The 26,235-nt window shown below is 44.3% G+C and carries 22 protein-coding genes; 8 read left to right on the plus strand and 14 right to left on the minus strand.

What is annotated here, in order from left to right; translation table 11 throughout:
* Nucleotides 1-274 precede the first annotated feature (274 nt).
* Nucleotides 275-1,156 (plus strand): AEC family transporter, encoded by an 882-nt coding sequence (locus FR741_RS09055; protein ID WP_167426674.1) that lies wholly within the window; start codon nucleotides 275-277, stop codon nucleotides 1,154-1,156.
* Nucleotides 1,157-1,372: 216 nt separating this feature from the next.
* On the opposite strand, the gene pheT is transcribed toward FR741_RS09055, so the two are convergent.
* The 12 genes from pheT to thrS all read right to left on the minus strand — a co-directional run bounded on the left by pheT (nucleotide 1,373) and on the right by thrS (nucleotide 15,734).
* Nucleotides 1,373-3,778 carry a phenylalanine--tRNA ligase subunit beta gene (gene pheT, locus FR741_RS09060; protein ID WP_167426675.1) on the minus strand — a complete coding sequence of 802 codons (2,406 nt, stop codon included), beginning with the start codon at nucleotides 3,776-3,778 and terminating at the stop codon, nucleotides 1,373-1,375.
* Nucleotides 3,779-3,796: 18 nt separating this feature from the next.
* Nucleotides 3,797-4,780 carry a phenylalanine--tRNA ligase subunit alpha gene (gene pheS, locus FR741_RS09065; protein WP_005385470.1) on the minus strand — a complete coding sequence of 328 codons (984 nt, stop codon included), beginning with the start codon at nucleotides 4,778-4,780 and terminating at the stop codon, nucleotides 3,797-3,799.
* A gap of 191 nt (nucleotides 4,781-4,971) precedes the next feature.
* Entirely contained in the window at nucleotides 4,972-6,147 is a 1,176-nt protein-coding gene (locus FR741_RS09070; protein WP_167426676.1) for a hypothetical protein, read from the minus strand.
* Nucleotides 6,148-6,157: 10 nt separating this feature from the next.
* Entirely contained in the window at nucleotides 6,158-6,949 is a 792-nt protein-coding gene (locus tag FR741_RS09075; RefSeq protein ID WP_005395903.1) for an outer membrane lipoprotein-sorting protein, read from the minus strand.
* Between the two features lie 18 nt (nucleotides 6,950-6,967).
* Entirely contained in the window at nucleotides 6,968-9,346 is a 2,379-nt protein-coding gene (locus FR741_RS09080) for an efflux RND transporter permease subunit (protein WP_167426677.1), read from the minus strand.
* A 246-nt stretch (nucleotides 9,347-9,592) separates the two neighbouring features.
* Complete coding sequence (locus FR741_RS09085; protein ID WP_005395898.1) at nucleotides 9,593-10,381, minus strand: TetR/AcrR family transcriptional regulator; 789 nt, start codon at nucleotides 10,379-10,381, stop codon at nucleotides 9,593-9,595.
* A 489-nt stretch (nucleotides 10,382-10,870) separates the two neighbouring features.
* The gene (locus tag FR741_RS09090) at nucleotides 10,871-11,680 is read right to left on the minus strand and encodes a helix-turn-helix domain-containing protein (RefSeq protein ID WP_006741660.1); all 810 of its coding nucleotides are present in this window, start codon (nucleotides 11,678-11,680) and stop codon (nucleotides 10,871-10,873) included.
* 353 nt (nucleotides 11,681-12,033) lie between these two features.
* Nucleotides 12,034-12,351 carry a heavy metal-binding domain-containing protein gene (locus FR741_RS09095; RefSeq protein WP_005377919.1) on the minus strand — a complete coding sequence of 106 codons (318 nt, stop codon included), beginning with the start codon at nucleotides 12,349-12,351 and terminating at the stop codon, nucleotides 12,034-12,036.
* 189 nt (nucleotides 12,352-12,540) lie between these two features.
* Nucleotides 12,541-12,894 carry a 50S ribosomal protein L20 gene (gene rplT, locus FR741_RS09100; protein WP_004727974.1) on the minus strand — a complete coding sequence of 118 codons (354 nt, stop codon included), beginning with the start codon at nucleotides 12,892-12,894 and terminating at the stop codon, nucleotides 12,541-12,543.
* Nucleotides 12,895-12,934: 40 nt separating this feature from the next.
* Nucleotides 12,935-13,129 (minus strand): 50S ribosomal protein L35, encoded by a 195-nt coding sequence (gene rpmI / locus FR741_RS09105; protein ID WP_005377932.1) that lies wholly within the window; start codon nucleotides 13,127-13,129, stop codon nucleotides 12,935-12,937.
* Nucleotides 13,130-13,250: 121 nt separating this feature from the next.
* Entirely contained in the window at nucleotides 13,251-13,802 is a 552-nt protein-coding gene (gene infC / locus FR741_RS09110) for a translation initiation factor IF-3 (protein ID WP_074191168.1), read from the minus strand.
* A gap of 3 nt (nucleotides 13,803-13,805) precedes the next feature.
* Nucleotides 13,806-15,734 (minus strand): threonine--tRNA ligase, encoded by a 1,929-nt coding sequence (thrS, locus tag FR741_RS09115; RefSeq protein WP_005395892.1) that lies wholly within the window; start codon nucleotides 15,732-15,734, stop codon nucleotides 13,806-13,808.
* A 410-nt stretch (nucleotides 15,735-16,144) separates the two neighbouring features.
* On the opposite strand from thrS, the gene FR741_RS09120 reads away from it, so the two are divergent.
* Nucleotides 16,145-17,122: a DUF3187 family protein gene (locus FR741_RS09120; protein WP_167426678.1), complete on the plus strand. Its 978-nt coding sequence runs from the start codon at nucleotides 16,145-16,147 to the stop codon at nucleotides 17,120-17,122.
* Nucleotides 17,123-17,128: 6 nt separating this feature from the next.
* Here FR741_RS09120 and FR741_RS09125 read toward each other — a convergent pair whose 3' ends face one another.
* Entirely contained in the window at nucleotides 17,129-17,872 is a 744-nt protein-coding gene (locus FR741_RS09125; RefSeq protein WP_005385491.1) for a sporulation protein, read from the minus strand.
* 247 nt (nucleotides 17,873-18,119) lie between these two features.
* On the opposite strand from FR741_RS09125, the gene hutC reads away from it, so the two are divergent.
* The 6 genes from hutC to FR741_RS09155 all read left to right on the plus strand — a co-directional run bounded on the left by hutC (nucleotide 18,120) and on the right by FR741_RS09155 (nucleotide 25,600).
* Nucleotides 18,120-18,827 carry a histidine utilization repressor gene (gene hutC / locus FR741_RS09130; protein ID WP_005395889.1) on the plus strand — a complete coding sequence of 236 codons (708 nt, stop codon included), beginning with the start codon at nucleotides 18,120-18,122 and terminating at the stop codon, nucleotides 18,825-18,827.
* Nucleotides 18,828-18,956: 129 nt separating this feature from the next.
* Nucleotides 18,957-20,207 (plus strand): imidazolonepropionase, encoded by a 1,251-nt coding sequence (gene hutI, locus FR741_RS09135; RefSeq protein WP_005395887.1) that lies wholly within the window; start codon nucleotides 18,957-18,959, stop codon nucleotides 20,205-20,207.
* A 1-nt stretch (nucleotide 20,208) separates the two neighbouring features.
* Nucleotides 20,209-21,219 carry a formimidoylglutamase gene (gene hutG / locus FR741_RS09140; protein WP_104971555.1) on the plus strand — a complete coding sequence of 337 codons (1,011 nt, stop codon included), beginning with the start codon at nucleotides 20,209-20,211 and terminating at the stop codon, nucleotides 21,217-21,219.
* Between the two features lie 73 nt (nucleotides 21,220-21,292).
* Nucleotides 21,293-22,990, plus strand: a complete 1,698-nt coding sequence (hutU, locus tag FR741_RS09145; RefSeq protein WP_005395885.1) for a urocanate hydratase — start codon at nucleotides 21,293-21,295, stop codon at nucleotides 22,988-22,990.
* 11 nt (nucleotides 22,991-23,001) lie between these two features.
* Complete coding sequence (gene hutH, locus FR741_RS09150) at nucleotides 23,002-24,537, plus strand: histidine ammonia-lyase (RefSeq protein ID WP_005395884.1); 1,536 nt, start codon at nucleotides 23,002-23,004, stop codon at nucleotides 24,535-24,537.
* Nucleotides 24,538-24,874: 337 nt separating this feature from the next.
* On the plus strand, nucleotides 24,875-25,600 hold the full coding sequence (locus tag FR741_RS09155; RefSeq protein ID WP_114322444.1) for a DUF3581 domain-containing protein: 726 nt from the start codon (nucleotides 24,875-24,877) through the stop codon (nucleotides 25,598-25,600).
* A 109-nt stretch (nucleotides 25,601-25,709) separates the two neighbouring features.
* On the opposite strand, the gene FR741_RS09160 is transcribed toward FR741_RS09155, so the two are convergent.
* Nucleotides 25,710-26,171, minus strand: a complete 462-nt coding sequence (locus FR741_RS09160) for a methyltransferase family protein (RefSeq protein ID WP_005395882.1) — start codon at nucleotides 26,169-26,171, stop codon at nucleotides 25,710-25,712.
* Between the last annotated feature and the right edge of the window lie 64 nt (nucleotides 26,172-26,235).

The raw sequence follows: 26,235 nt of genomic DNA on the forward strand, positions 1-26,235 counted from the left end.
ATATCAACATTAATCACTATTTAATAAAAATATCAGAGATTGGTTATTTAACAGACACTTGACATAGAACTTGTCGTAAATTCAGTGATTTGTATGTAACTCGATACGTAACAATTGAACTAAATGGTATGACCACCTGGCTTTGTAACTGTGCTTAGAAAGCTTGATTAAACCCACGCTTCTCACTGTTCAGCGATGACGCAATATATAAAGGTTGATAATGTGGTTCTTCGTGTATCTCCACATTAGCTCCTTACACTTCATCTAGGCGACCATGATTAATCAAATCATAAATATTCTTTTCCCTGTTTTTGCTCTTGTCGGCGTCGGCTATTTGGTAGGTCGTTACATCAAGCCTGACTTTCGTCCAATCAACCGCATTAACATTGAGGTTTTCACACCTGCGCTGGTGTTTTCTTCGCTCGTTAGCATGCCGTTAGACTCGAATCAGGGACCACTCCTTTTTGCAGCAATTATCGCGGTTTTGGTTCCCGCACTACTCATGATCCCAGTGTGTCGATTGACGTCACTGTCGTTTAAAACCTGGGCACCACCACATATGTTTCGCAATAGCGGAAACCTTGCTATTCCTTTGTTTACCTATACGTTTGGAGAAATTGCGCTATCCTCAGCAGTACTGCTATTTGTCGTGTCAGCATGCTTGCACATTAGTTTAGGTGTAATGCTACTTAGTAATGGCAACCCTTTTAAGCAAATAGTCAAGATGCCAATCTTTTTAGCTGCGTCGTTGGCTCTGTTTCTCAACGTGTCAAATGTGGGTGTATGGGTACCTTTATACGAAGCGACTGCTCTACTTGGCCAAGCGGCAGTACCCGTGATGCTTTTATCCCTGGGGGCGCAAATGTGTCATTTAAGAGTGGACGGTTTAAAGGTTGGTGTATTGTGTACCGTGCAGTCGCTTGCAACTGGGGCGGTTGCATTTGCACTTATTTATTGGTTAATTCCCCTTCCAACGATGCAATTGCAAATGATGGTACTCTTCACAATGCTGCCACCAGCCGTCATGAATTACCTATTTGCGGAAAGGCTGAATATAGAGCCCATGAAAGTGGCGTCAATGGTACTATTTGGCAACTTTTTCAGTATTCTTACGCTGCCTCTTCTGCTTAGCTATACCCTCTCACTCGCCGCCTAGCTGCCAATAAACTTGCGTTAGCGTCTGTTGGCGGAAAAACGATATATGCCAAATCTCGATTAAGCGCTACCTCAAGTTTGGTCCAGATTTTTGAGGTTGTGGGAGGTGACGTAAACGGCCTAGTACGTGAATCACAATAAGACAATGCTCAACATAAAAAACCCTGCCGATTTGACAGGGTTTTTAGTTTCTTAAGAGAGATAGTTCATCTAACGCTTAGTCACGTAGAGACGCACCAAACTTCTCAGAAACGTGAGCAACGATAGCGTCTACCGCACCTGCGATGTCTGCATCTTCAAGCGTGCGCTCAACTGATTGTAGAGTCAAAGCGATTGCTAGGCTCTTCTTACCGTCTTCAACGCCTTTACCTACGTACACGTCGAACAGTTTCGCATCTTTAAGGAACTCGCCACCTTGCTCTAAACAAGCATTAACGATGTCACCAGATGCTACCGCTTCGTCCACAACTACTGCGATGTCACGACGGTTTGATGGGAATTTAGAAAGCTGAACCGCTTCTGGGATCACTTTACTGTTGATTGCAGACCATTCGATTTCGAATACGATAGTACGACCGTTTAGACCGAACTTACGCTCAAGCTCAGGGTGAACGGTACCGATCACGCCTACTTCTTTGCCGTCTACGATGATTGCCGCAGATTGACCTGGGTGAAGTGCTGGGTTAGCTTTTTTGCTTTCAGGTGACAGTGCTGCGAAAGAGTACGCTTTTTCGTTAGCAGACAGTTCTAGAATCGCTTCTAGGTCGCCTTTAAGGTCGAAGAAATCAACGGTGTTAGTTTCGATATCCCAGTGCTCTTCACCACGAGTACCAGCAATAACACCTGCAAGCATAGGCTCTTGGCGCATGCCGTTTTCTGCAGATTCACATGGGATGAAACGTAGGCCGTATTCGAATAGACGAACGCGTGGCTGTTGACGTTTCTGGTTGTGAACAACCGTATTCAGCAGACCTTGGATAAGACCAAGACGCATTGCTGACATATCTGCAGAAATTGGGTTTGGAAGCACTAGAGGCTCAACACCAGGTACCACTAGCTTTTGTTGTTCAGGCTCAACGAAGCTGTATGTAATTGCTTCGTGGTAACCACGGTCAACAAGAAGATCACGAACGCGTTTCAGTGGAAGATCCGCTTCAACGTGGTTGTGCATCTTAAGTGCTGCTGCTGGGTGTTGGTTAGGGATGTTGTCGTAACCGTAGATACGGCCAACTTCTTCAATCAGGTCTTGCTCGATAGCGATATCGAAACGCCATGTTGGCGCTACTGCTAGCCAACCTTCTTCTGAAGCTTCAACAGTCAAACCTAGGCGCTCTAGGATTTCTACTACGTCAGCATCAGCGATGTGGTGACCTAGTAGGTTGTCTAGTTTAGTGCGACGTAGAGCAACTTTGTTTGGCTTAGGTAGGTCTGCTTCAGACTCTACAGCTACAACAGGTGCTACTTCACCACCACAAATTTCAACTAGAAGCTGAGTTGCACGCTCCATTGCGCTCACTTGTAGTGCGTAATCCACACCACGCTCGAAACGCATTGAAGAATCAGTGTGCAGACCGTAGCTACGAGCGCGACCACGGATGTGGTCAGGTGCAAAGAGTGCACACTCTAGTAGAACGTCTTTAGTCTCAGTTGTTACACCAGACTCTTCACCACCAAAGATACCTGCGATTGCAAGTGCTTTGTTGTGGTCAGCAACAACTAATGTATCTGCGTTTAGTTCTGCTTCGCTGCCGTCAAGAAGTGTTAGCTTCTCACCTTGCTCAGCCATACGAACTACTATGCCACCTTCGATCTTCGCTAGATCGAATGCGTGCATTGGTTGACCTTGCTCTAGAAGCACGTAGTTAGTGATGTCTACAACAGGGTCGATAGAGCGAATACCACAACGACGCAGTTTCTCTTGCATCCATAGTGGCGTTTCAGCTTGAACGTTTACGTTCTTAACAACACGACCTAGGTAACGAGGACACGCAGCAGGAGCTTTCACTTCAATAGACACTTTATCGTCGATTGAAGGGGCAACTGCTTCTACTGATGGCTCAGTCACGTCAGCACGGTTTAGTACGCCAACTTCACGAGCTAGACCACGAATGCTGAAACAGTCAGCGCGGTTTGCTGTTAGATCTACGTCTACCGTTACGTCATCTAGACCTAGGAATTCACGGAAATCAGTACCGATTACTGCGTCTTCTGCTAGTTCCATGATGCCGTCTGACTCAACATCAATGCCTAGTTCAGTGAACGAACAAAGCATGCCGTGAGATGGCTGGCCACGTAGTTTCGCTTTTTTGATTTTGAAATCGCCTGGAAGAACAGCACCAACTGTTGCTACCGCTACTTTCAGACCTTGGCGACAGTTAGGTGCGCCACAAACGATGTCTAGAAGCTCTTCTTCGCCTACATCTACTTTAGTAACGCGAAGTTTGTCTGCGTCTGGGTGTTGACCACATTCAACAACGTGACCCACTTTAACGCCAGTGAAAGAACCCGCTACAGGAAGAACGTCGTCTACCTCTAGGCCGGCCATTGTAATTTGATGAGTGAGTTCGTCAGTAGTAACCGCTGGGTTTACCCACTCACGAAGCCATGATTCGCTGAATTTCATGTTGATGAACCCTCTGGATTACTTGAACTGTTTTAGGAAACGAAGATCGTTTTCGAAGAACGCACGTAGATCGTTCACGCCGTAACGAAGCATCGTTAGACGCTCAACACCCATACCGAATGCGAAACCAGAGTATTTTTCAGGATCGATGCCTACACTACGTAGTACGTTCGGGTGAACCATACCGCAGCCTAGTACTTCTAACCATTTACCGTTTTTGCCTTTCACGTCTACTTCAGCTGAAGGTTCAGTGAATGGGAAGTAAGATGGACGGAAACGTACTTCTACTTCTTCTTCGAAGAAGTTACATAGGAAATCGTGCAGGATGCCTTTCAACTGTGCAAAGTTTACGTTCTCATCAACCAGCATACCTTCCACTTGGTGGAACATTGGGGTATGAGTTTGGTCGTAGTCGTTACGGTATACACGGCCCGGAGCGATGAAACGGAATGGTGGTTTACCATTTTCCATCGTACGGATCTGTACGCCTGACGTATGAGTACGAAGCATCAAATCTGGATTGAAGAAGAAAGTATCGTGGTCAGTACGCGCTGGGTGATCAGCGGCAATATTTAGCGCATCAAAGTTGTGGAATGCATCTTCGATCTCTGGGCCAGCTTCGGTGTTGAAACCAAGTTCGCCAAAGAACTTCTCAATACGCTCTACAGTACGAGTTACTGGGTGTAAACCACCGTTTTCAATACGACGACCTGGTAGTGTTACGTCGATTGTTTCTGCTGCTAGTTTCGCTTCAAGCTCTGCACGTTGTAGTGCGTCTTTACGAGCTGCGATAGCTTGCTGAACGACGCCTTTCGCTTTGTTGATTTCTTGACCAGCTTCACGGCGTTCTTCTGGTGGTAGTTTACCTAGGCTTTGAAGTTGAGCAGTTAGCTCACCTTTTTTACCCAGATACTGAACACGCACTTCATCAAGTGCGACTAGCGATTCGGCAGCTTCAATTGCAGTGCTCGCGCTAGCAATGATCTCTTCTAGATGTTGCATCGTTTCCTCATCTACCTGTTGGTAGTGTCCATAAGGGAGTGATTGGTTTTTTGATAGCTGTACATAGTAGCCAAACCGGGCACCAATGCCAAATTGAATTACGAAAAGAAGAGGTTATTGAATAAAAAGAGCACAAAAACGTCAAAAATGTCATCTTTCATTAATCTGACGTTAAGTTGTGCCCTTTTGTTTTAGAAATAGTATTGAATAGATAGCTCGATAAAATCGTCATCTCGGGCGAAATAGAGCAAATCGTTTGGCGTTTCATTTTTGAACAACCAAGCATCAATTTGCCACTTAAAGTTATTCGATATTCGGCTCGAGGCTTCTAACTTGGCATTGTAAACATCGGCGTTATCTAAATCCTTTGTGATTCCCGTCAATAATTCCGTTCCGTCCTCGTCGTTGAGCGCCCAACGAATGCCTGCAAACACATCATTTTGACCGATAGTTTGTGCGTTATTCCCACGACTGTCGTAGAGGTACTCACCAATCACACCCACATCCCAAACCGTGTCAAATGCGCCAACGAAGGTGTACTCAAATCCCGTCACAAGACCGACATGATTATCAGCACTATCTCGATAAACACTTTCCAGCTTCCATAACCAATCGCCAACGATTCCTTGTACATCGAGACCGACATGACTCATCAGAGCGTAGTAAGGCTTTAATTCCCCGTACTCAAAACGAAAGTAAGGATCCCGGTTTGTTCCATATAAATAGCTCAGGCCTACGTCCCAATCGCCAAGCATTTTCGAATATCGAAAAGCCACATCTACCTGCTTTTCTTCTCTGCTTGATTCATAGATAGCATCATCTGAGACAACAGGTTCGGTTCGCAAGCGCCCGTCAGTACCCGCAAACGTTCGTTCCCTAAAGTAAGGTAATAACATTGCATGGACAGTGCCCCAATCTTTGAATGAGGTAAAATGCAACATCGGCTGACCGAGTTTATCTTCACCATCGACGGCTTCAATGGCGTCTGTCTGGTTTACTACATCAACCAAATGGGCGGATTCCGTCACTCCCCAAAAGACCTTACTAATCCCAACTCGAAGCTCATAATCATCCCAATAAGTCAGATAAAGCGCCTCTCTTATGTCTCCATGACTTCGCTCATCGTCTAGGCTATCCAAACGATAGAAAGGTGTGAGGGTAAAGCTCGCATCACCATTTTGCATCTCCCAATAAAATTCTGGCTGCAAAACCAATGACGTTTGCGCTTTGCTCTGACCCTGAGAGCCAGTTTCAAAAAACTGACGATGCTCAATATTGACTTGTCCAGCAAGCTCAACGGCGGCAAGAGGCATCGAGTAAAAAGAGGTTGCTGCGCTAAGCAACAACCCAACATTTGATCGGTTCATTTCTCCTCCACTACCTCACTCGCTTTAACACATTCTTATGAAAATCATTGTCTTCTAGCCCAGTGTTAAAGCGCATTTCACTTGTTGTTAGCTCAGTGCTTTTTCCTGTTTGATGATTTGTCATCGCCATGGTGTGCGCTCGCCAATATTGGTTGAGGTACTGCTTGTAATCTGAGAAAGAAAGCGTTTTTAACAACGACCCTTTGCGATCGTAAAACTCAACTTTCAGTGGGCGGTAATGTGCTTTATCTAACCACACCGTTTGCTTGGTATAACCTGAATTTTTGTCTGTCGGGATTTGCTCTATGACGAAAACATCTTGCCCATTTATGGTGTCATCTTTTAAGTAATTGAAACGATATTTTTCGATCTCAAAAGAACTGAGATCCTCATACGCAAATTCACTGCCCATAAAAGGGCCTGATTTGTTACGCGAGGAAATACGTTTCACACGCTTCAGTGCTGGAAGGTAAAGCCACTGGTCATCGGCACCCACTGTATGAGAGTGGTTGAGAAACGCGGTGCCTTTCACATCTCTTGGTTCATCAAATATTGTGAGTCCTTTGTCACCATCGTCCTCAACTTCGAGTGATTGGAGGCGCATTAAACGTGTGCTACTTTCTCCTTGTGCGTTCCGCAGAATCATTTTCATGGTAGCAACAGAATCCCCCCACCCTTCATCACGGGCTTTGCGCTCTTGAGCAATTTCTAATCCTTTCGCTTCATCCGCTAACACCGCATGACTCATAAAAAGCGAGACAGAAAGTGCAGATACTTTTAAGGCATTTTTTAGTAAATTCATGTTCAATCCTTTGATTCGTTATGACTGAGTAACAGCCGTGGTTTGAGAGTCAGTTGATTTAAGCTTGTTTCGGCGGTCCACCTCGTCGTAGACGCCTTTGTCAAACAACATCAGTAGAGTCGGTAGAAAGATGAAATCCACAACAAGAGCAATGAAGATAACAATGGCACTCAACTGCCCCATATCGGCATTTAAGCGGAAGCTCGACATCGCCAGAACGGAGAAACCAGCAACAAGCACGACAGTCGTAATCCAAAGCGCGCGCCCCACGGTGCGAAAAGCGTAACGAACCGCTTGTTCCGCGCTATGGCCATCTTTACGAGCGTGTTGGTATTTAGAGAGAAAATGAACAGCATCATCAACCACAACGCCAAGCGTCAACGTCACAACAACAGACAACCCCAAATTAATTTCACCAGAAACCAGCGCCCAAATACCAAAACCAATAAGCGCAGGGGCGATATTCGGGACCAGGCTGATTAAACCGAGCTTGAACGAGCGTAAGGCAAAGATCAGTAATGCCGAAATTAAGACCAGAGTGATAGGCAAGGTTGACAGCATGCTAGCCATATTCGTTTCGCCAATATGCGCAAACATCAGTGATGGACTAGAAGCAACAACATCATACTGAGGCGCGTTTTCGTTAAACCATTGGTAAATACGATTTTCCAAATCAACAAGCTCGACGCTGCCCAAGTTCTCCACGGTGAGAACCATCTTGATTGACGACTTATCAACATTGATTTGGTTGTTCAAATCTAAGCCATACGGTAGTGACATTTCATAAAGCAGCAGATATTGAGCCGCTAATTCTCTGTCTTGAGGGAGCGAGTAATAAGCCTGATCATCTCCATGCATGTTCTTGTTTAGGCGTTTATAAACATCGCTCAAGGTCGCAACATGGTCCGTTTCTGGCTGCAACCTTAGCCAGTCAGTAAATTTACCCACGGTATTGAGAAAATTAGGATCCGCAATACCCTGCGATTCGTTAGTTTTTATCGCGATACTGATGTTCGCCATGCCACTGATTCGCTCTTCCATAAAATCAGCCGCTCGACGAAATTCATTGCTATGACCAAAATATTCGACGGATTCATCGTTGACTTTATTCAGCGGAATCAAACTCGCACTCGCGACAATAACAAGCACAGACAACGGCAATAACGCATGTCGCTTTGACACCACGAAATCCCCTAAGTGATCCATAAAGTGCTTTCTTTCATCAGCAGTGTCTGACTTCACCCTAACAGGAAGGATATGAAGTAACGCCGGAAGTAATGTGATGGAAAGGAAGCAAGCAATCATGACGCCAAGGGCTGATAGGTTGCCGAAATCTCTCAGGATTGGAGAATCCGACATATTCATCATTAAAAAGCCGATCGCGGTGGTAATGGAGGTAATCAGGATGGGCATGAAATTGAGCGCAATACTTCGTTCAATAGAATGGGCTTTACTAAAGCCGCTTTGCATTGACTGACGCATCGTCGCTATGATGTGTACACAGTCGGCGACGGCAAGCGTCATCACCAAGGTAGGCACATTAACTGTCGCCGTGCTTAAGAACATACCAGCCCATCCTGATAAGCCCATTGTCACCATAACTGAGCCGATAATAACGATGAGTGTCGCGATGACGCTAAGCAATGAGCGCAACATGAGAGTCAGGAAAACCAATATCACTAGTAGCATGGTCGGCACTAGCGTCGCGCTGTCATCTTGAGCTGCGGTCATAAACGCGTAGTTCATTGCAATAATACCGGCTTTGTGGAAATCAGTATCCGGGTACACTTGCTGATAACGCTCAATCATTCCGTTTATGTAGGCAACCACTTCTTGTACTTCAGCGGTTTTATCGACCTCAGGGAGTTGGACCGTAATATTCACGACCGTGACATCCCCTTTTTCGGAAATCAGTGAACTTTTCAAAACCGGCTCACTCAACGCAATACTTTTGACTTTCTCGATTCGCTGAGGCGTCAATTCATATTCGCTATACAGTAAATCTTCGACAAGAAGATCATCTTCAAACGCTTCGGTATGCTGGTAGTTGGCAAGGGAATCAACACGGGTGGAGTATGGGACTTGCCACGCCTCGTCAGTGATCTGCTGAATAAGAGATAAGGTGTTAGGAGTAAAAACAGTGCCACTTTTTGGCGCTATGACCAAAGCAAGACTGTCAGATTTTGCAAAGGTAGTCTGAATTTCATCAAACGCGAGTAACTGCTCATTTGTTCCATCAAAAAAGATGTCGTAATCCCCTCTAAAGTAAAGATTTTTTCCTCCAATAGTTGCTATAACAATCAATAAAACGGTAGCAAGCACAACCAACACACTGTAATTCGTTGGTAGCTTGACCCAGCTCATTCGGGCTTGTTGTTGAACGTTGTGATGTGGCATCACACTCTCCTTTTGTGACGTTTCGTCAAATTTAAAAACTAAAAAAAACAGCGAATGCTGTGATAACCAGATAACTTCAACATATAAAAATCAGATCGAATTTATTTGGTTATATAAGTTAGTTTTTGAGTAACTTCCTATACTTCTCGAGATCGGTAACTTGAGTACCAATCTCTATTTTTTGACGATTCGTCACAATAGTGTAATGAAAAAGCCAACTAAAATATTAGATGGCCTCTATAACGATTAGCGATTCACAGACTCTAAATAAGCAAGCTCTTCGCTGAACAATTCCTGTTCCACTCGACGCCACGTTTTACGGTAATCCCACTCTGTCGATAAAGGTGACCACCCTAAACCATCAAGTAACATATTCGCGTTATGCAGTACTGAGAATGGATCTTGAATTCGCTGAATACATCGACTGTTCGATGCATTTTGCGCTAGAGCGTTTGAACCGAAGGCAATAGACCAGTTAGCAAATACGATGGCATCAGAACCAATTGCGGGAGAGAACTTAAGGTCCCCACATTCCACCGCATTATTCACCAACGCATCAGCACCATCTATTACTTGTTCTTCTAAGTTGTTCAATTCATTCACACGCTTAGGCGAAGCTTTCTCTAGGACCCAAGGCGTCTTTGCAACAATCGCACAGGTTGATAGTACAGGCTCCATACGAGCGTAAATACGATAACCTACATGCATAGCAATGATTTTTTCTCTGGTATTGCCATTGAACTTAGCGGTACGTTCGAAAAATATTGCTTCGCTTCTCAGCGAGTGAATACAAAGCGCAAGAATCACATCTTCTTTGCTGCAAAAATGATTGTAGATCGTTCCCTTCGAGTAAGGGCTTGCCGCTGTGAGCTTGTCCATCGTTAAGTTGGCAAAGCCTTGCTCTTGAACCAGAGACTTAGCCAATTGAATAAGCTCTATTTCACGATCAGCAATCGCCTGTTGTTTTTTAGTTAGCCCTGAAGACGTACGACATCCGTCTTGCTTGCTATCTTTTTTACAGCGAAAGTTAAACATAATCCTTTGATCCGTATACCAACACACTCCCAATAATTGTAACACGATTCTTGAATACAGGAACGCCACTAAATTTGACTAACCGTCATAAATGACACTTCGTCATAATAGATCAAAAAACAAACATTGCAAGTATGAATTTATAGCTAACCGAAAAATAAGCTTTAATTATATATAACCAAGTAACATCAAGATGCTTGGTTCAGCGAGAATGATTTGATTGTAAGGAAAGGCTAGAGTGGAGTGCGGGGACATAACCCCAAAAATCAGAACCTTAAAAATTGGACAACGAGTGATATTGAAATGATGTTATTCAAAAAAGCCCAAAACACTTAAAGTTTGGATTCAAAACAGTAACTGATAGATGCTCTATTTACAAAGTGTGCTCTGTCTTGGGCTTTTCTTTTACTGCTTCCTTTCAATATTAGAGCTGCAAAACTCAATAACATAATGAGAAAAGCGATTCTCTTTAAGTAAAAGACTGAATTTCTAAATCGAGAGGCTTGGTTTATCACCTGCAGATGCGATGGCATAACGAATATCGTCAATAAATCGCCCTTCTGTCTCGATAATTCCATCAGAGAATGTGACTGGCTGATGTGGCCCTGCAAGTAGAACAATATTAGTAAAATCAGAGACGTTGAAGTTCTCTGCCACAACATTTTTGGAATGAAAATCGATAACCGTTTTTGCGACTTGATCTTCCAATTGCAAAAGCTGCTCTTCGGTAATTTTCATGCGTGCCAAAGCCACACGAACACATTTATCGTGGGTTGTTGTCTGTTCTTTTATGATTTCCGTATATTTATCATTGAGCTTGGAGTTTTCTGCATAGCTGTAATATAACGGCCCGTGCAACGTTATATTTTTATCTTCATCAACGTAAACAAGATCCAATAACTCCAAAGCTTTTAGGTAATCAGACATGCTCTGCTCAGACAAATCATACTTTTTCTTTAAAATGGAATATCCATCTTTGCCTCGCAGCATTCTCAATTCACGATAAAAATCGTAAAGATGGGGAAATTGAAAAAAAACTTCATCTTGCGTACGGCTAAAGTAATCCTCGTCTTCGCCTTGTAATTGATTCGCAAGCTTTTGTAGTTCATCTAACGTGCAATCAACAGCTCTACAATATTCAAGCAGTTTATCCAAAGCGAGATTTGTGCTTGTTAAGTGTCTCTTAAAAGTGGACAGCGGCATGCCCATTTTCTCAGATAGCTCTCGATATGTTAGCCCTTTTGTTTTAATCGCTTGGCGTAATGCGGCTAGCAAGTATTCGGGAGTCAGATCTCTCATCTACAATTCCTTTTGGCAATGTTACAGCTGTATAGTATTTGTAACAATTTAGAACCGCTTGGCAAGGTATAAGTTCATATTTTTATAAGAAAAATATGAATTAATATATCGAAATCAAAATTCACAAGATAAATGGAAAATTCAATATGAATTCAATTTCATTATGAATATAAAATGATACACAAAACAAAAGTGAAGCAATTACTCTAAATTATTGGGATTAATTTTAATAGTAACGTAAAGTTAAGAATATAAGCCTATTCGCTCTGCGAAAATCTAGAATAATTAACCTAAAAAGAAAAAACGAAAATGAATAAAAATTCACCATTCCTAGCAACGCTTTTCCTCGTATATTAGTCCGCCAGTTTCACTGCAGTACCAAATGCCAAAATTTCCGAAGAACCATCTACGATTGAGCTCGTGGTAAATCGAATCCCTACAATCGCATCTGCACCTTTAGATTCAGCGTCTGCTACCATGCGCTGTATAGCTATATCACGCGCGTCGGTCATCATTTCCGTGTAACCTCGAATTTCGCCGCCAACAATGCTTTTGATACCCGCCATGAGGTCACGACCGATGTGTTTTGATTGAACAACATTGCCAGTTACAACCCCTCTTATTTCAGAGATCTGCTTGCCCGGAATGCTTTCTGTCGTTGTGTAGATCATTTTTAGTCCCTTATAAACGTAAAATATATACCCAAGCCATTTTATTACCAACAGAGCAGCGATCACTAATCAAATCGGGAAGACTGATAGACAAGATTCTGAATGGAAAAACTGAAAGTATTTGGGTATATATTTTAGCAATAAAAAAGGAGAGCTAATGCTCTCCTTCTCTTAATCCTAAACTGCTAATTAAAGAGCAGCTTTCGCTTTTTCAACTAGAACTGCAAATGCAGCTTTGTCGAATACTGCGATGTCCGCAAGGATCTTACGGTCGATCTCGATAGATGCTTTCTTAAGACCGTTGATGAAACGGCTGTAAGATAGACCATTTTGACGAGATGCCGCATTGATACGTGCAATCCATAGTTGACGGAATTGACGTTTCTTAGCGCGACGGTCACGGTAAGCGTATTGACCAGCTTTAGTAACTGCTTGGAAAGCTACGCGGTAAACACGTGAACGCGCACCGTAGTAACCTTTAGCTTGTTTTAGAACTTTCTTATGACGTGCACGAGCTTGTACACCACGTTTTACGCGAGGCATTATGCTTCTCCTAAACTAAACGATTGATAACTAAAAAGAATTAAGCGTATGGCAACATACGGATTACTGCAGCCACTTCACATTTTGGAAGGATTGCATTCGGACGTAGTTGACGCTTGTTCTTAGTAGTACGCTTAGTCAGGATGTGACGTTTTGTAGCGTGCTTGTACTTAATACCACCAGCAGTTTTCTTAAAACGCTTAGCAGCACCTTTGTTGGTTTTCATCTTAGGCATGATGAATAACTCCGCATTGAGTAGGTTTAATAAACAACGTAATTAGGGCGAACAAAACCCAGCCGTTATGCCTTTATCGAAAGGAAAGCGGCTAGGTTTTAATTACTTGATGAGCCGTTAATTACTTCTTTTTAGGGGCTAGCACCATGATCATCTGGCGACCTTCAATCTTCTTAGGGAAAGATTCAACCACAGCAAGTTCTGCAGTATCTTCCTTAAGACGATTTAGAACGTCAACACCGATGTCTTGGTGTGCCATCTCTCGGCCACGGAAGCGAATTGTTACCTTCACTTTGTTGCCTTCTTCAAGGAAACGCGTCAGGTTGCGTAGTTTTACCTGATAGTCTCCAATATCAGTTCCAGGACGGAATTTTACTTCCTTGATCTGGACCTGCTTTTGCTTCTTCTTCTGCTCTTTAGCAGTTTTGCTCTTCTCGAAGAGGAACTTACCATAGTCCATCACACGACAAACAGGTGGCTCGGCGTTAGGACTGATCTCAACGAGATCCATACCAGCTTCTTCAGCAGCTGCAATGGCTTCTTGAATCGATACAACACCAACTGATTCACCGTCAGCGCCTGTTAGTCGAACTTCACGAATACCACGAATTTCACCGTTGATACGGTGCGGGTTTTGTTTTACCGGCTGTTGGCCACGTCTTCCGCCTTTAATAGCTTATTCCTCCAGATTGAGCTTACGGCTAGAGATCTCGTCTTGGATGTATGCAATAAAATCATCCACTTTAAATTTACCAAGATCTTTACCTTTACGAGTACGTACTGCAATTTCGCCAGCTTCCATTTCTTGGTCACCAACAACAAGCATATACGGTACACGCTTCAAAGTATGTTCGCGGATTTTAAAGCCAATCTTCTCATTTCTCAAGTCCGCTTTAGCTCTAATTCCACTTTTTTGTAGTTTTTGTACTATTTCTTGAACATAACCTGACTGTTTATCAGTAATGTTCATAAGAACTGCTTGTTCTGGCGCCAACCAAGTTGGGAAGAAACCAGCATATTCTTCGATAAGGATACCGATGAAGCGCTCTAGTGAACCTAGAATCGCACGGTGAATCATTACCGGTACAAGACGTTCGTTATTTTCACCTACATAAGTAGCGCCTAGGCGACCTGGTAGGTTGAAGTCTAGCTGGACAGTACCACACTGCCAAGCGCGGTCTAGACAATCGTATAGTGTGAATTCAATCTTAGGACCGTAGAACGCACCCTCACCTTCTTGAATTTCGTATGGGATATCCATCGATTCAAGAGACTGCTTCAATGCTTCTTCAGATTGATCCCAGATTTCATCTGAACCTACACGTTTCTCTGGACGAGTAGACAGTTTCACTACGATGTTATCGAAACCAAATGTTTGGTACGTATCGTACACCATCTTGATGCAGTTTGTTACTTCTTCTTGAATTTGGCTCTCAGTACAGAAAATGTGAGCGTCATCCTGAGTAAAGCCACGTACACGCATAATACCGTGTAGTGCACCAGATGGTTCGTTACGGTGACATGAGCCGAACTCTGCCATACGTAGCGGTAGGTCGCGGTACGATTTTAAACCTTGGTTGAAGATCTGTACGTGACCTGGACAGTTCATTGGCTTAATTGCGTATTCACGGTTCTCAGAAGAAGTTGTGAACATTGCATCAGCGTATTTATCCCAGTGACCTGAGCGTTCCCAAAGAACACGGTCCATCATTAGCGGACCTTTTACTTCTTGGTAACCGTACTCATCTAGCTTAGCGCGGATGAATACTTCTAGATCACGGAAGATAGACCAACCATTGTGATGCCAGAACACCATACCCGGTGCTTCTTGCTGCATGTGGAATAGGTCTAGTTGCTTACCAATCTTACGGTGGTCACGCTTCGCCGCTTCTTCTAGGCGAGTTAGATGCGCTTTCAGTGCTTTCTTATCGTGGAAAGCCGTACCGTAGATACGTTGAAGCATTTTATTGTCGCTGTTACCACGCCAGTAAGCACCTGCCACATTCAATAGAGTGAAGTGTTGACAGAAGCTCATGTTAGGAACGTGAGGACCACGACACATGTCGATGTATTCTTCATGGTGGTAAAGACCTGGACGATCATCACGAGATACGTTTTCGTCTAGGATTTCCACTTTGTATGGTTCGCCACGTGATTCAAACGTATCACGCGCTTCCTGCCAGCTTACTTTTTTCTTAACAACTTCGTACTTGGTTTTCGCTAGCTCTTTCATACGCTTTTCAATCTTTTCAAGATCTTCTTGCGTTAGAGACTCATCTAGGTCGATATCGTAGTAGAAGCCGTTGTCGATGGTTGGACCAATCGCCATTTTAGCTTGTGGGTAAAGCTGCTTAAGAGCGTGACCAAGAAGGTGAGCACAAGAGTGACGAACGATTTCTAGACCGTCTACTTCATCTTTTACGGTGATGATTTCAAGGCTTGCGTCTTCTTCAATTAGGTCACACGCATCAACGCGGTTACCGTTTACACGACCAGCGATCGTTGCTTTTGCAAGACCAGGACCGATCGATTGCGCAACTTCCATAGTAGAAACTGGGTTGTCAAATTGACGCTGACTGCCGTCAGGAAGAGTAATAATAGGCATGCTATGTCCTTTACAGTGGTGTTGCACACCAAGCAACACATGTTATTCAAATTAGAAGCTATTTGTTGAAAATAGTTGAGAGTCAATAAAGGCCTCTCGGTAACACGAATACCGGACCGTTATCGAAAATGGGATTGTACCTAGCTCACATTTAGATTGCAAAGCGCGATTTTGTTTTATCATAAGAACTTAACCTCAGGCCTCGTGGCAACAATCTGATGATTCTTCTTAAGGGCTCACATCACTTGTAGACAGAGTTACCCCCTCCCAATAGAACTTGAATACACAACTGGTATAATAGTTCCTGATACATATTAACCAACACAGGACCCAGCACACCTAGTTCCACCTCAAAGTGCAATTTAGGTATATAGTTGTTTTATTGAGTAGTTTGCATGTAGGTGTTCATCATGATCTATTTCAAATCTCGCTTTATGGGGCTTCTAAGCACTTCGATATGCTGTGTACCAGCCATGGCATCAAATGACCTGTATGGGCCGCTACGTTCTTACGCACAATCTCCGATGCAAGTAGTTAGCCATACCAATATACTGCGCTCGGGACATAGCCTTCCCTCTGACTTTGTCGAAACCTATGGCTCAGGAACCGTGGCTAGTGTTTGGGCTCATACTGATGAATACGCACTGGATTATTACCACAACCAAATCGAAATTGGCAGCAAGTGGCAAATCAATAGCCGTTGGCAATGGGAACTCAATTATCGGTGGGTTTTTGCCGCTGATAACCATTTAGATGGACTGACTAAAAGCTTCCATAACCTTTTCGGTATCGGACAGAATGGCCGAGACAAAGTAGACAGAGATCGTTTTTACATTTCAATGCCGCAATATGATGTGCTAGAAGATGATTTCGAAGGACAAACGCTTGCCAACAACTTATCTACTTATTTGCAATATCAAGTGTTTCAGAATGAACATCACGGCCTATCTATTGGTGGCAGCTTATATTTTAATGATGTTGCTCACGGGACTTTTCAAGGCAGTAATTTCGAGCAAGGCTTCCAAATAAATTACAGTTATTTGAGTGACGCCCATGCATTTTACTCGATGGTTGGCATGACTTTTCGCTCAGATGATCGCGCCTTGCTGGATCTACCCTATCGGCATAATACGATTGCCGTTGCAGCTGGGTACCGTTATGCATTGGAAGATAACCACCACCTGATGTTTGAATACCATTGGTATCAAGGCTCAACAGAAGGACCCGCAGAGTTTGCTGATGCCTCTAATGAACTGGTATTAGGCTATCGATATCTCATGGAAAACTCCGCGCTTGAGTTTTTAGCCGTTGAGAACGCACGAAACATGGATAACAGTACCGATATCGCTTTCACAATAGGATATCGGTACATATTCTCATCAAGTTGATGAGAACTATAGATTTAGCGTTGGTGCAACCGCGGCAGCGACTTGAGCATCAGTTGCATTGATCGGTAACGTAAACGAGCGATATTGGTCACCAGCCAAGCTGAGCGAACGGTCAATCTCTGCCAAACAATGCATGACCTGCCCTTCCAGAATAAAAGAAAGCTCAATTTCTTTTGATGAGATAAAGCCGTTATTTCGGAACTCTAGCTCTTGATAAATTCCAGAGCGAGAAGCAAACGAGCCACCGCGCAAAAAGCCTTTTTCAACATCGGCTTTAACCATAGTGAAACCAGCTTGCTCGATCGCTTGAATAACCCGAGATGCTACTGGTAGTGGTTTCACTTCAATATAGTCACGGTCACGCGGGTCAATCGCAAAATCAATATCTAACGTCGTTTCAACCCAAACATGGCATTGATTCTTAAGTGCGCTAACCGCAGTAATTGGCGTTTCATCATGCAGTTTTAGCTCAAACGGAACCTGCTTCTCTTCATTAGGTTGAATCACAAAGGGGTCTACCGCCTTCAGCTGATCAATAGTGAACGTTTGGTAACTTACGCTATCATCCACTTCGACTTTCATCTCTGTGTTCAATTTAATCGTAATAGCATCAATTTGTTGTTCGACGTCTCCGCCTTTGATATGAACATGCCCTTTCAGCGTCGCTCCTTGAAACACGCTCATTTCGTCTAAAATCGTATCTACTTTTGCAGAACCAATCCCCAGTGATGCTTTCAATTTTTTAAACATGTTTTTCCTTTTTAGCGACTTTTCTTCTAATAATCGTTTGTTTACACAATTGTTTTATACTCTGCAAGCAATAGACCACAAGAAAATGTTCGAATTCCATCATCAATCCAAATAATGCTCAGCAGCAAGAATCATTCAGCCCCACAATAGGATTGTTCTGTCACTAAGTGGTGCATTCGTCGAGAAATGTTTGCAATTTGTACCTAAATTAAGCAGTATTTGTATAGTCAAATAAAAGGGAATCATTATGTCTGCACCACTCTACATTCAAATCAAACAATTTATCCTCGATAAAATTGATTCTGGAGAGTGGATAGTCGGTCATCGTATCGCCACAGAGATTGAGCTTACCGAGCAATTTGGTGTCAGTAGAATGACAGTGAACAAAGCAATTCGGGACTTAGTTAATGAGGGCCGATTACAACGTCGCCCACGCTTAGGTACGTTTGTGTGTGATCCTGGTGAAAAGTCAGAATCTCCTCTGTTAGACATTCGAAACATTGCCGAAGAAGTCAGCGACCGAGGGCGACAATATAGCAGTAAAGTGCTCAAACAAGTTGCCATAAAAGCAGATGACAGCATTGCGACAAAACTCGGCGTCATGCTTGGCACAACGGTGTTTTACAGTGAAATCATTCACTATGAAGACCAAACGCCTATTCAATTGGAACTCCGCTGGGTTAACAGCCAATATGCCCCGAGTTATTTAAATCAAGACTTCACACAAATCACTCCGAATCAATACCTGTCAGATAATTGCCCACTCAGCGCTATTGAACATACCGTAGAGGCAATTGTGCCTGACGGCCGTATTAAGCAAGACTTAAAAATGCAAGCCAATGAGCCTTGCCTTCTCTTGAATCGCAGAACGTGGAGCCAAGATAAGTTAGTCAGTACCGCCCTACTTTATCACCCTGGTAACAAATATAAGCTGAGCTCAAAAGTGCTCATTTAATGACAAGATTGGTCCTATAGATCTACGTTTTGATCACATTTTAGCAACATCAATCTTGTCAGTGTTCTTATTTTGCTCTATTTATTTGTATATACATTTAATGATACAAATAAACACAGGGACACAAACATGGATTTGCTGATTGAAAACGCACGTCTGGTCACCATGCAACCGGGAGAGCGCGGTTATCTGCCAACGTCTCCTGCTCGTATTGGCATTCAATCTGGAAAAATCGTTGCGATCAGCACCTGTGCAATTGGTGAAGACGAACCGCAAACTGAGTCTCTGCTGTCTGCCCAACATTACGCTCAGAGTATCGACCTTCAAGGCAAGTTAGTTCTGCCAGGTTTGATCGACTGCCACACTCATCTTATTTACGCGGGCAATCGTGCCAACGAATTTGAAATGCGCTTAAACGGCGTACCATATCAAGAAATTTCCAAACAAGGCGGTGGGATACTTTCAACGGTGCATGCGACGCGTTCAGCAACCGAAGCGCAATTAGTTGAGTTAGCGTTGCCACGTTTAGACGGGCTACTCGCAAGTGGTGTCACTTCTGTCGAAGTGAAATCAGGCTACGGATTGACACTGAATGACGAAGTAAAAATGCTCCGTGCAGCCAAAATGCTTGAACAAGAGCGCAAAGTTAAAATCACCACTACACTTCTTGCCGCTCACGCCATTCCGCCTGAGTTCCAAGGCCGTGCAGATGACTATATTGAGCACATTTGTCAGGACATAATCCCTGTTGTCGCAAAGGAAGAATTAGCCACGAGTGTCGATGTTTTTTGTGAATCGATTGGTTTCAATCTTGAACAAACAGAAAAAGTGTTTGTAGCTGCAAAACGCCACGGCTTAAAGGTTAAAGGGCATACAGAGCAACTTTCGAATCTCGGTGGTACAGCCCTCACTGCGCAATACAACGGTCTGTCAGCGGATCACATCGAGTTTTTAGATGAGCAAGGTGTTAAAGCACTTGCTCGCTCAAACACTGTCGCCACTCTACTGCCTGGCGCTTTTTATTTTCTAAGAGAAACTCAGTTACCACCGATTGAGTTGTTGAGAGAGCATAACGTGCCGATGGCAATTGCTACGGACGTCAACCCAGGTACATCACCGTTTTCTGATCTCACACTCATGCTGAATATGGCGTGCACACTATTTCGCCTTACACCGCAAGAAGCACTGCGTGGTGTAACGCAACATGCAGCCAAAGCTCTGGGTTATCAAAATTCACGTGGCGAAATCAAAGTAGGGTTTGATGCGGACTTCTCTATCTGGGATATCGAAAGCCCTGCAGATTTAAGCTATCAAGTCGGAGCAAAACGTCTGGTAGGTCGTATAGTAAATGGTGAATACATTTCACACGGAGGCCAATAATATGTCTCAATTCGACTTACACTCTCCCCTATTTCATTGGCAAGGCCGTCATGATGCCGAGGACGGCAAACTTGGTCAGCGAATTCATCACGTGGTTCAACGCCAGAAAGCAGATGAGTTAGGGGCAGTTGCGCATGGCGTCTCATTACTGGGTTTTGCTACCGACGCTGGCGTTGCGAGAAACAAAGGACGCATTGGTGCGAAAAAAGCGCCAGACTTAATCCGACGAGCACTCGCTAATTTAGCATGGCACCAAGACGTCCCACTATATGACTTAGGCACCGTGGTGTGCGAAGACGACTTACTGGAAGAGAGCCAATCTCTATGTGCGGCAACCATTTCAAGCGCACTACCTCATACGCCTGTCATCGTGTTAGGTGGCGGGCATGAGATTGCGTGGGCCTCGTTTTCCGGCTTAGCGGAGTATTTTAAAGCGCACTATCCAGAGAAGAAGCCTAAAATCGGTATCATAAATTTCGATGCGCATTTCGATTTACGCGCATTCGAGAGCGGCATCGCCGACATCAAACCAAGCTCTGGCACTCCCTTCAACCAAATTCATCATTTTTGCCAACGCAATGATTGGGACTTTCATTACGCTTGCATTGGCGTAAGCCGCAGTAGCAACACTAAAGCGCTGTTTGAAAAAGCAGATGCGTTAAATGTTTGGTATGTAGAAGACAATCAGCTTTGTTACCTAAACCACAGTTATCACTTAACTCAGCTTCAACATTTTATTGACGACTGTGATTACCTCTATTTGACCATTGATCTGGATGTATTTCCCGCCGCAACCGCACCTGGGGTCAGCGCACCAGCAGCTCGGGGAGTTAGTTACGACACTATTGCCCCCTTTTTAGATCGAATTCTTCATTACAAAAATAAGCTCATGCTGGCTGATATCGCCGAATACAACCCTAATTATGACGTCGATAGTCAAACTGCACGCTTAGCTGCCCGTTTGTGTTGGGATATCGCCAACGCGATGGCGGAAAAGCAACACAAACCATAACGCATCCTAGATGCCACTTATTATTACGACCAAGCAAGTACTTGGTCATCACGAGAAACTAAAGGAGTCTGAAATGACACAGCGCCAGGGACAAGATCCACGACTTGATACAAGCAGAACAATTCGTGCACCTCACGGAGATAAACTGCGCGCAAAATCTTGGCTAACCGAAGCCCCTCTTCGTATGCTGATGAACAACCTCGATCCTGATGTTGCAGAACATCCACATTCGCTGGTTGTATATGGCGGCATTGGCCGTGCGGCACGAAACTGGGAATGTTACGACAAGATTGTTGAAGTACTTGAAAGACTCGAAGATGACCAAACGCTTTTAGTTCAATCAGGCAAGCCTGTTGGTGTTTTCCCTACCCATAAAAACGCCCCACGCGTGCTTATCGCAAACTCAAACCTCGTTCCTCATTGGGCAAACTGGGAACACTTCAACGAGCTCGATAAACAAGGCTTGATGATGTACGGCCAAATGACCGCTGGCAGCTGGATATACATTGGCTCACAAGGCATCGTCCAAGGCACATACGAAACATTCGTATCTGTTGCGAAAAAGCACTTTGACGGCGAAGCAAAAGGCCGATGGATTCTAACTGGCGGTCTTGGTGGTATGGGTGGTGCTCAGCCTCTAGCTGGTACGATGGCGGGCTTCTCCATGATTGCGGTAGAGTGTGATGAATCGCGTATCGATTACCGCCTACGTACAGGCTATGTCGATAAGAAAGCGACATCTTTAGATGAAGCGCTTGCTATCATCAAAGAATCGGACACACCAGTATCGGTTGGTCTACTAGGTAATGCAGCAGACGTTTTCTCTGAGTTGGTAGAACGTAATATCACGCCTGATGTAGTAACAGACCAAACATCTGCACACGACCCGCTCAATGGCTACTTACCACAAGGCTGGAGCATGTCTCACGCTGCAGAAATGCGTTTGCAAGATGAAGCAATGGTTGTTAAAGCAGCCAAAAAATCCATGGCAGTGCAAGTTCAAGCCATGTTAGAGCTGCAAAATCGCGGCGCCGCAACACTCGACTACGGTAACAACATCCGCCAAATGGCTCTGGAAGAAGGCGTAGAGAACGCATTTGATTTCCCTGGCTTCGTTCCAGCCTACATTCGCCCTCTATTCTGCGAAGGTATTGGTCCTTTCCGCTGGGCCGCTCTCTCTGGCGATCCTGAGGATATCTATAAAACCGACCAAAAAGTAAAAGAGCTAATTCCAGATAATCCGCACTTACATAACTGGCTAGATATGGCGCGCGAGCGCATTCAGTTCCAAGGTTTACCTGCACGTATTTGCTGGGTTGGTCTTAAAGATCGTGAGCGTCTTGGTCAAGCATTCAATGAAATGGTGAAAAATGGCGAACTTAAGGCGCCTGTTGTCATTGGTCGTGACCACTTAGACTCTGGCTCCGTAGCAAGCCCGAACCGAGAAACAGAAGGCATGATGGACGGTTCTGACGCCGTATCAGACTGGCCACTATTAAACGCACTACTCAATACGGCGGGCGGCGCAACTTGGGTTTCACTGCACCACGGTGGTGGCGTAGGTATGGGCTTCTCGCAACACTCAGGTATGGTTATCTGCTGTGACGGCAGTGAAGATGCCTCAAAACGTATTGCCCGCGTGCTGCATAACGACCCAGCAACAGGCGTGATGCGTCATGCTGATGCGGGATACGATATTGCTAAACAATGTGCAGCAGAGCAAGGGCTAGATTTGCCAATGCTCAACGAAGAACTGAAGAAGCTCAAGTAAGGATGAAAGAGATGTTAAATTTAACGCTAAAGCCAGGTCATATTAGCTTAAACGAACTACGCCAAGTGAGCCGTTCACCAGTCAACCTTACTTTGGATCCTGAAGCCATTCCGGCCATTGAAGAAAGCACGCAAGTCGTAGACCGAGTCATCGCGGAAGATAGAACGGTTTACGGAATTAACACTGGTTTTGGGCTATTGGCTAACACACGAATAGCCCCGGAAGATTTAGAAACACTGCAACGCAGTATCGTTCTTTCTCATGCGGCAGGTATCGGTGAGTTTATGTCAGACGAAACGGTTCGTCTGATGATGGTATTGAAAATCAATAGTCTGTCTCGTGGTTTTTCTGGTATTCGCCTAAAAGTCATTAATATGCTGACCGACCTAGTTAACGCACAAGTTTACCCTTGTGTACCTAAAAAGGGCTCTGTTGGCGCATCAGGTGACTTAGCTCCTCTGGCCCACATGAGCACAGTATTACTAGGTGAAGGACAAGCTCGTCACAACGGTAATATCATTTCTGGGCAAGAAGCATTAAAAATCGCAGGTCTAGAACCCATAACTCTGGCACCGAAAGAAGGCTTAGCGCTGCTAAATGGTACCCAGGCATCAACAGCGTTCGCATTAGAAGGTCTGTTTATCGCGGAAGATCTTTTCGCTTCGGCTACAGTATGTGGCGCAATGTCTGTCGAAGCCGCTCTCGGCAGCCGACGTCCATTCGATCCGCGCATTCATCGTGTACGTGGTCATCGCAGCCAAATGGACGCTGCACTGGCCTATCGTCATCTATTGGATACATCAAGTGACATTGGTGATTCGCATACTAACTGTGAAAAAGTGCAAGACCCGTATTCTTTGCGCTGTCAGCCTCAAGTAATGGGGGCGTGTTTGCAGCAAATCCGCAACGCTGCAGAAGTATTGCAAGTAGAAGCAAACTCCGTATCAGATAACCCGTTGGTGTTTGCTGAAGATGACGACATCATCTCTGGCGGTAACTTCCACGCTGAGCCTGTTGCAATGGCAGCTGACAACCTAGCACTGGCGATTGCTGAGATCGGCAGCCTGTCTGAACGTCGTATGGCATTGCTTATCGATAGCGCATTATCAAAACTACCACCGTTCTTAGTTGATAATGGTGGTGTGAACTCTGGTTTCATGATTGCACAGGTCACCTCTGCTGCGCTAGCAAGCGAAAACAAAACGCTCGCTCACCCAGCGTCAGTAGACAGCTTGCCAACATCAGCAAACCAAGAAGATCACGTTTCAATGGCAACCTTCGCGGCTCGCAGATTGAAAGAAATGGGCGAAAACACTCGCGGCATTCTGGCGGTCGAATACCTCTCAGCAGCACAAGGCCTAGACTTTAGAGCACCAAACAAGTCTTCTGAGCGTATCGAGACTGCCAAACAAATGTTGCGTGAAAAAGTATCGTTCTACGATAAGGATCGCTACTTTGCGCCGGACATTGAACAGGCCAATACTCTGCTTAAGCTGGCTATCCACAACACGCTTATGCCAGAGAGTCTGTTACCAAGTGTTCAGTAATCCAGCATTACCAGCACTTAATCTAAAAACCGGATGATAATTTGAAGGCTCCACGTTTCGCGTGGAGCTTTTTTATCTCCTCATTAAACGTATTCCCAGCGATCTTTATGAACACTTGCATATTGTTATTGCTATACTTTTAAAAATAGCCGACGTAATAAAGTCGCTGTTTATTGCTTTCACAAATAAAAGCGTTGCTAAAGTATGCGTTTTTAACGATTTATCCGCCGAAATAGTGTCTTATTGTTAGGATACGGTGAAGTTTTCACTGGATGGACCATTGCTACGCAGATATTCGCATATAATCCCACACAGTTTTGGTTACTACGTAAAAATTATGTTTCTAACACCTTATTTTTCAAACACTAATCACCAGTTTCAGTTCACTCGCGAACAAGCAAGCCACTTTGCAAAACGTGTCGCAGGTGACTACAACCCAATCCACGATGAAGACAACAAACGCTTTTGTGTCCCTGGGGACTTACTTTTCGCAGTGCTTCTTAGTAAAGAAGGCGTCAGCCAAAAGATGCGTTTTAACTTCTCTGGCATGGTAAACGATGGTGTAGCACTTCATATTGAAAATAAGTGTGAAAAAGAAAGCGCCGTTGTTGACGAGGCAGGTAAAGAATACTTACACATGTCCCGTGAAGGTGAGACTAACCACGATCCCGCATTTATTGAGCATGTCGTAACAAATTACGTGCAATTCTCTGGCATGAACTTCCCTCACATCATGGTTCCTCTTATGGAAGAGAAGCAAATGATGATCAACTGCCAACGTCCATTAGTTATTTATGAAAGCATGGAAGTTGAATTTTCACGCTTAGACCTTACACATCCTGAAGTGGATTTCACTGGCGCAACGTTCGACGTGGAAGGCAAACGTGGGGTAGTCACCTTAAACTTTGCGTTCAAAGAAGACGATGAAGTCGTTGGCAAAGGCATCAAGCGCATGGTTGCAAGCGGCTTGAAGCCATATGACCAAGAAGCGGTTGATGACCTTGTACGCCGTTTCAATGAACGTAAGGATGCATTCCTAGCAAAGTTCGTTAAGGCAGCCTAATCGACTGCCTCAACTCAAGAAGCGCAAAAACGTATTTAAATAAAGAAAGCCCAAAACTGATGTTGGGCTTTCTTTTTACTTCTTATCCAAATGAAACCGAACTCGACGCTCAAATCCAGCGGCGGACGTGGTTTTTATAATCCACATACTCTTCACCAAACAATCGCTCTAGAACACGTTCCTCTGGCTTGATTTGAAATCGATTCATATAACTGACAAATACGACGCCACAAAGCACCACACTCAAATGCTGCCACCACAAACCAATTGCAATGATTAGAAGCAGTAGCGCCATATACATCGGGTTGCGCGAAAAAGCAAATACACCAGTTCTCACCACGGAAGAGGCCGTGTCAGGCTTTACAGGGTTAACCGTCGTTTTTACTTTATGGAATTCATACACACCAGCAATGCCCATATAACCAGAGAGCAAAGTTAACCCGCCAACCACAACCTCGACAAAGGGCACGCTAATATTCAGGCTCGGCACCAGAACTGTCAGTCCATACATGAGTAGTATGACCAACAAAAACACCGCAACAGGTGGGACTTTGAGTTCAAGTTTTCTCAAGATTCATATCCTTTGAAATTGTTGTATGTGACTTCTAAAAAAGCCCAGTAAAACTGGGCTTAAT

Source organism: Vibrio diabolicus, assembly GCF_011801455.1.
Classification (GTDB): domain Bacteria; phylum Pseudomonadota; class Gammaproteobacteria; order Enterobacterales; family Vibrionaceae; genus Vibrio; species Vibrio diabolicus.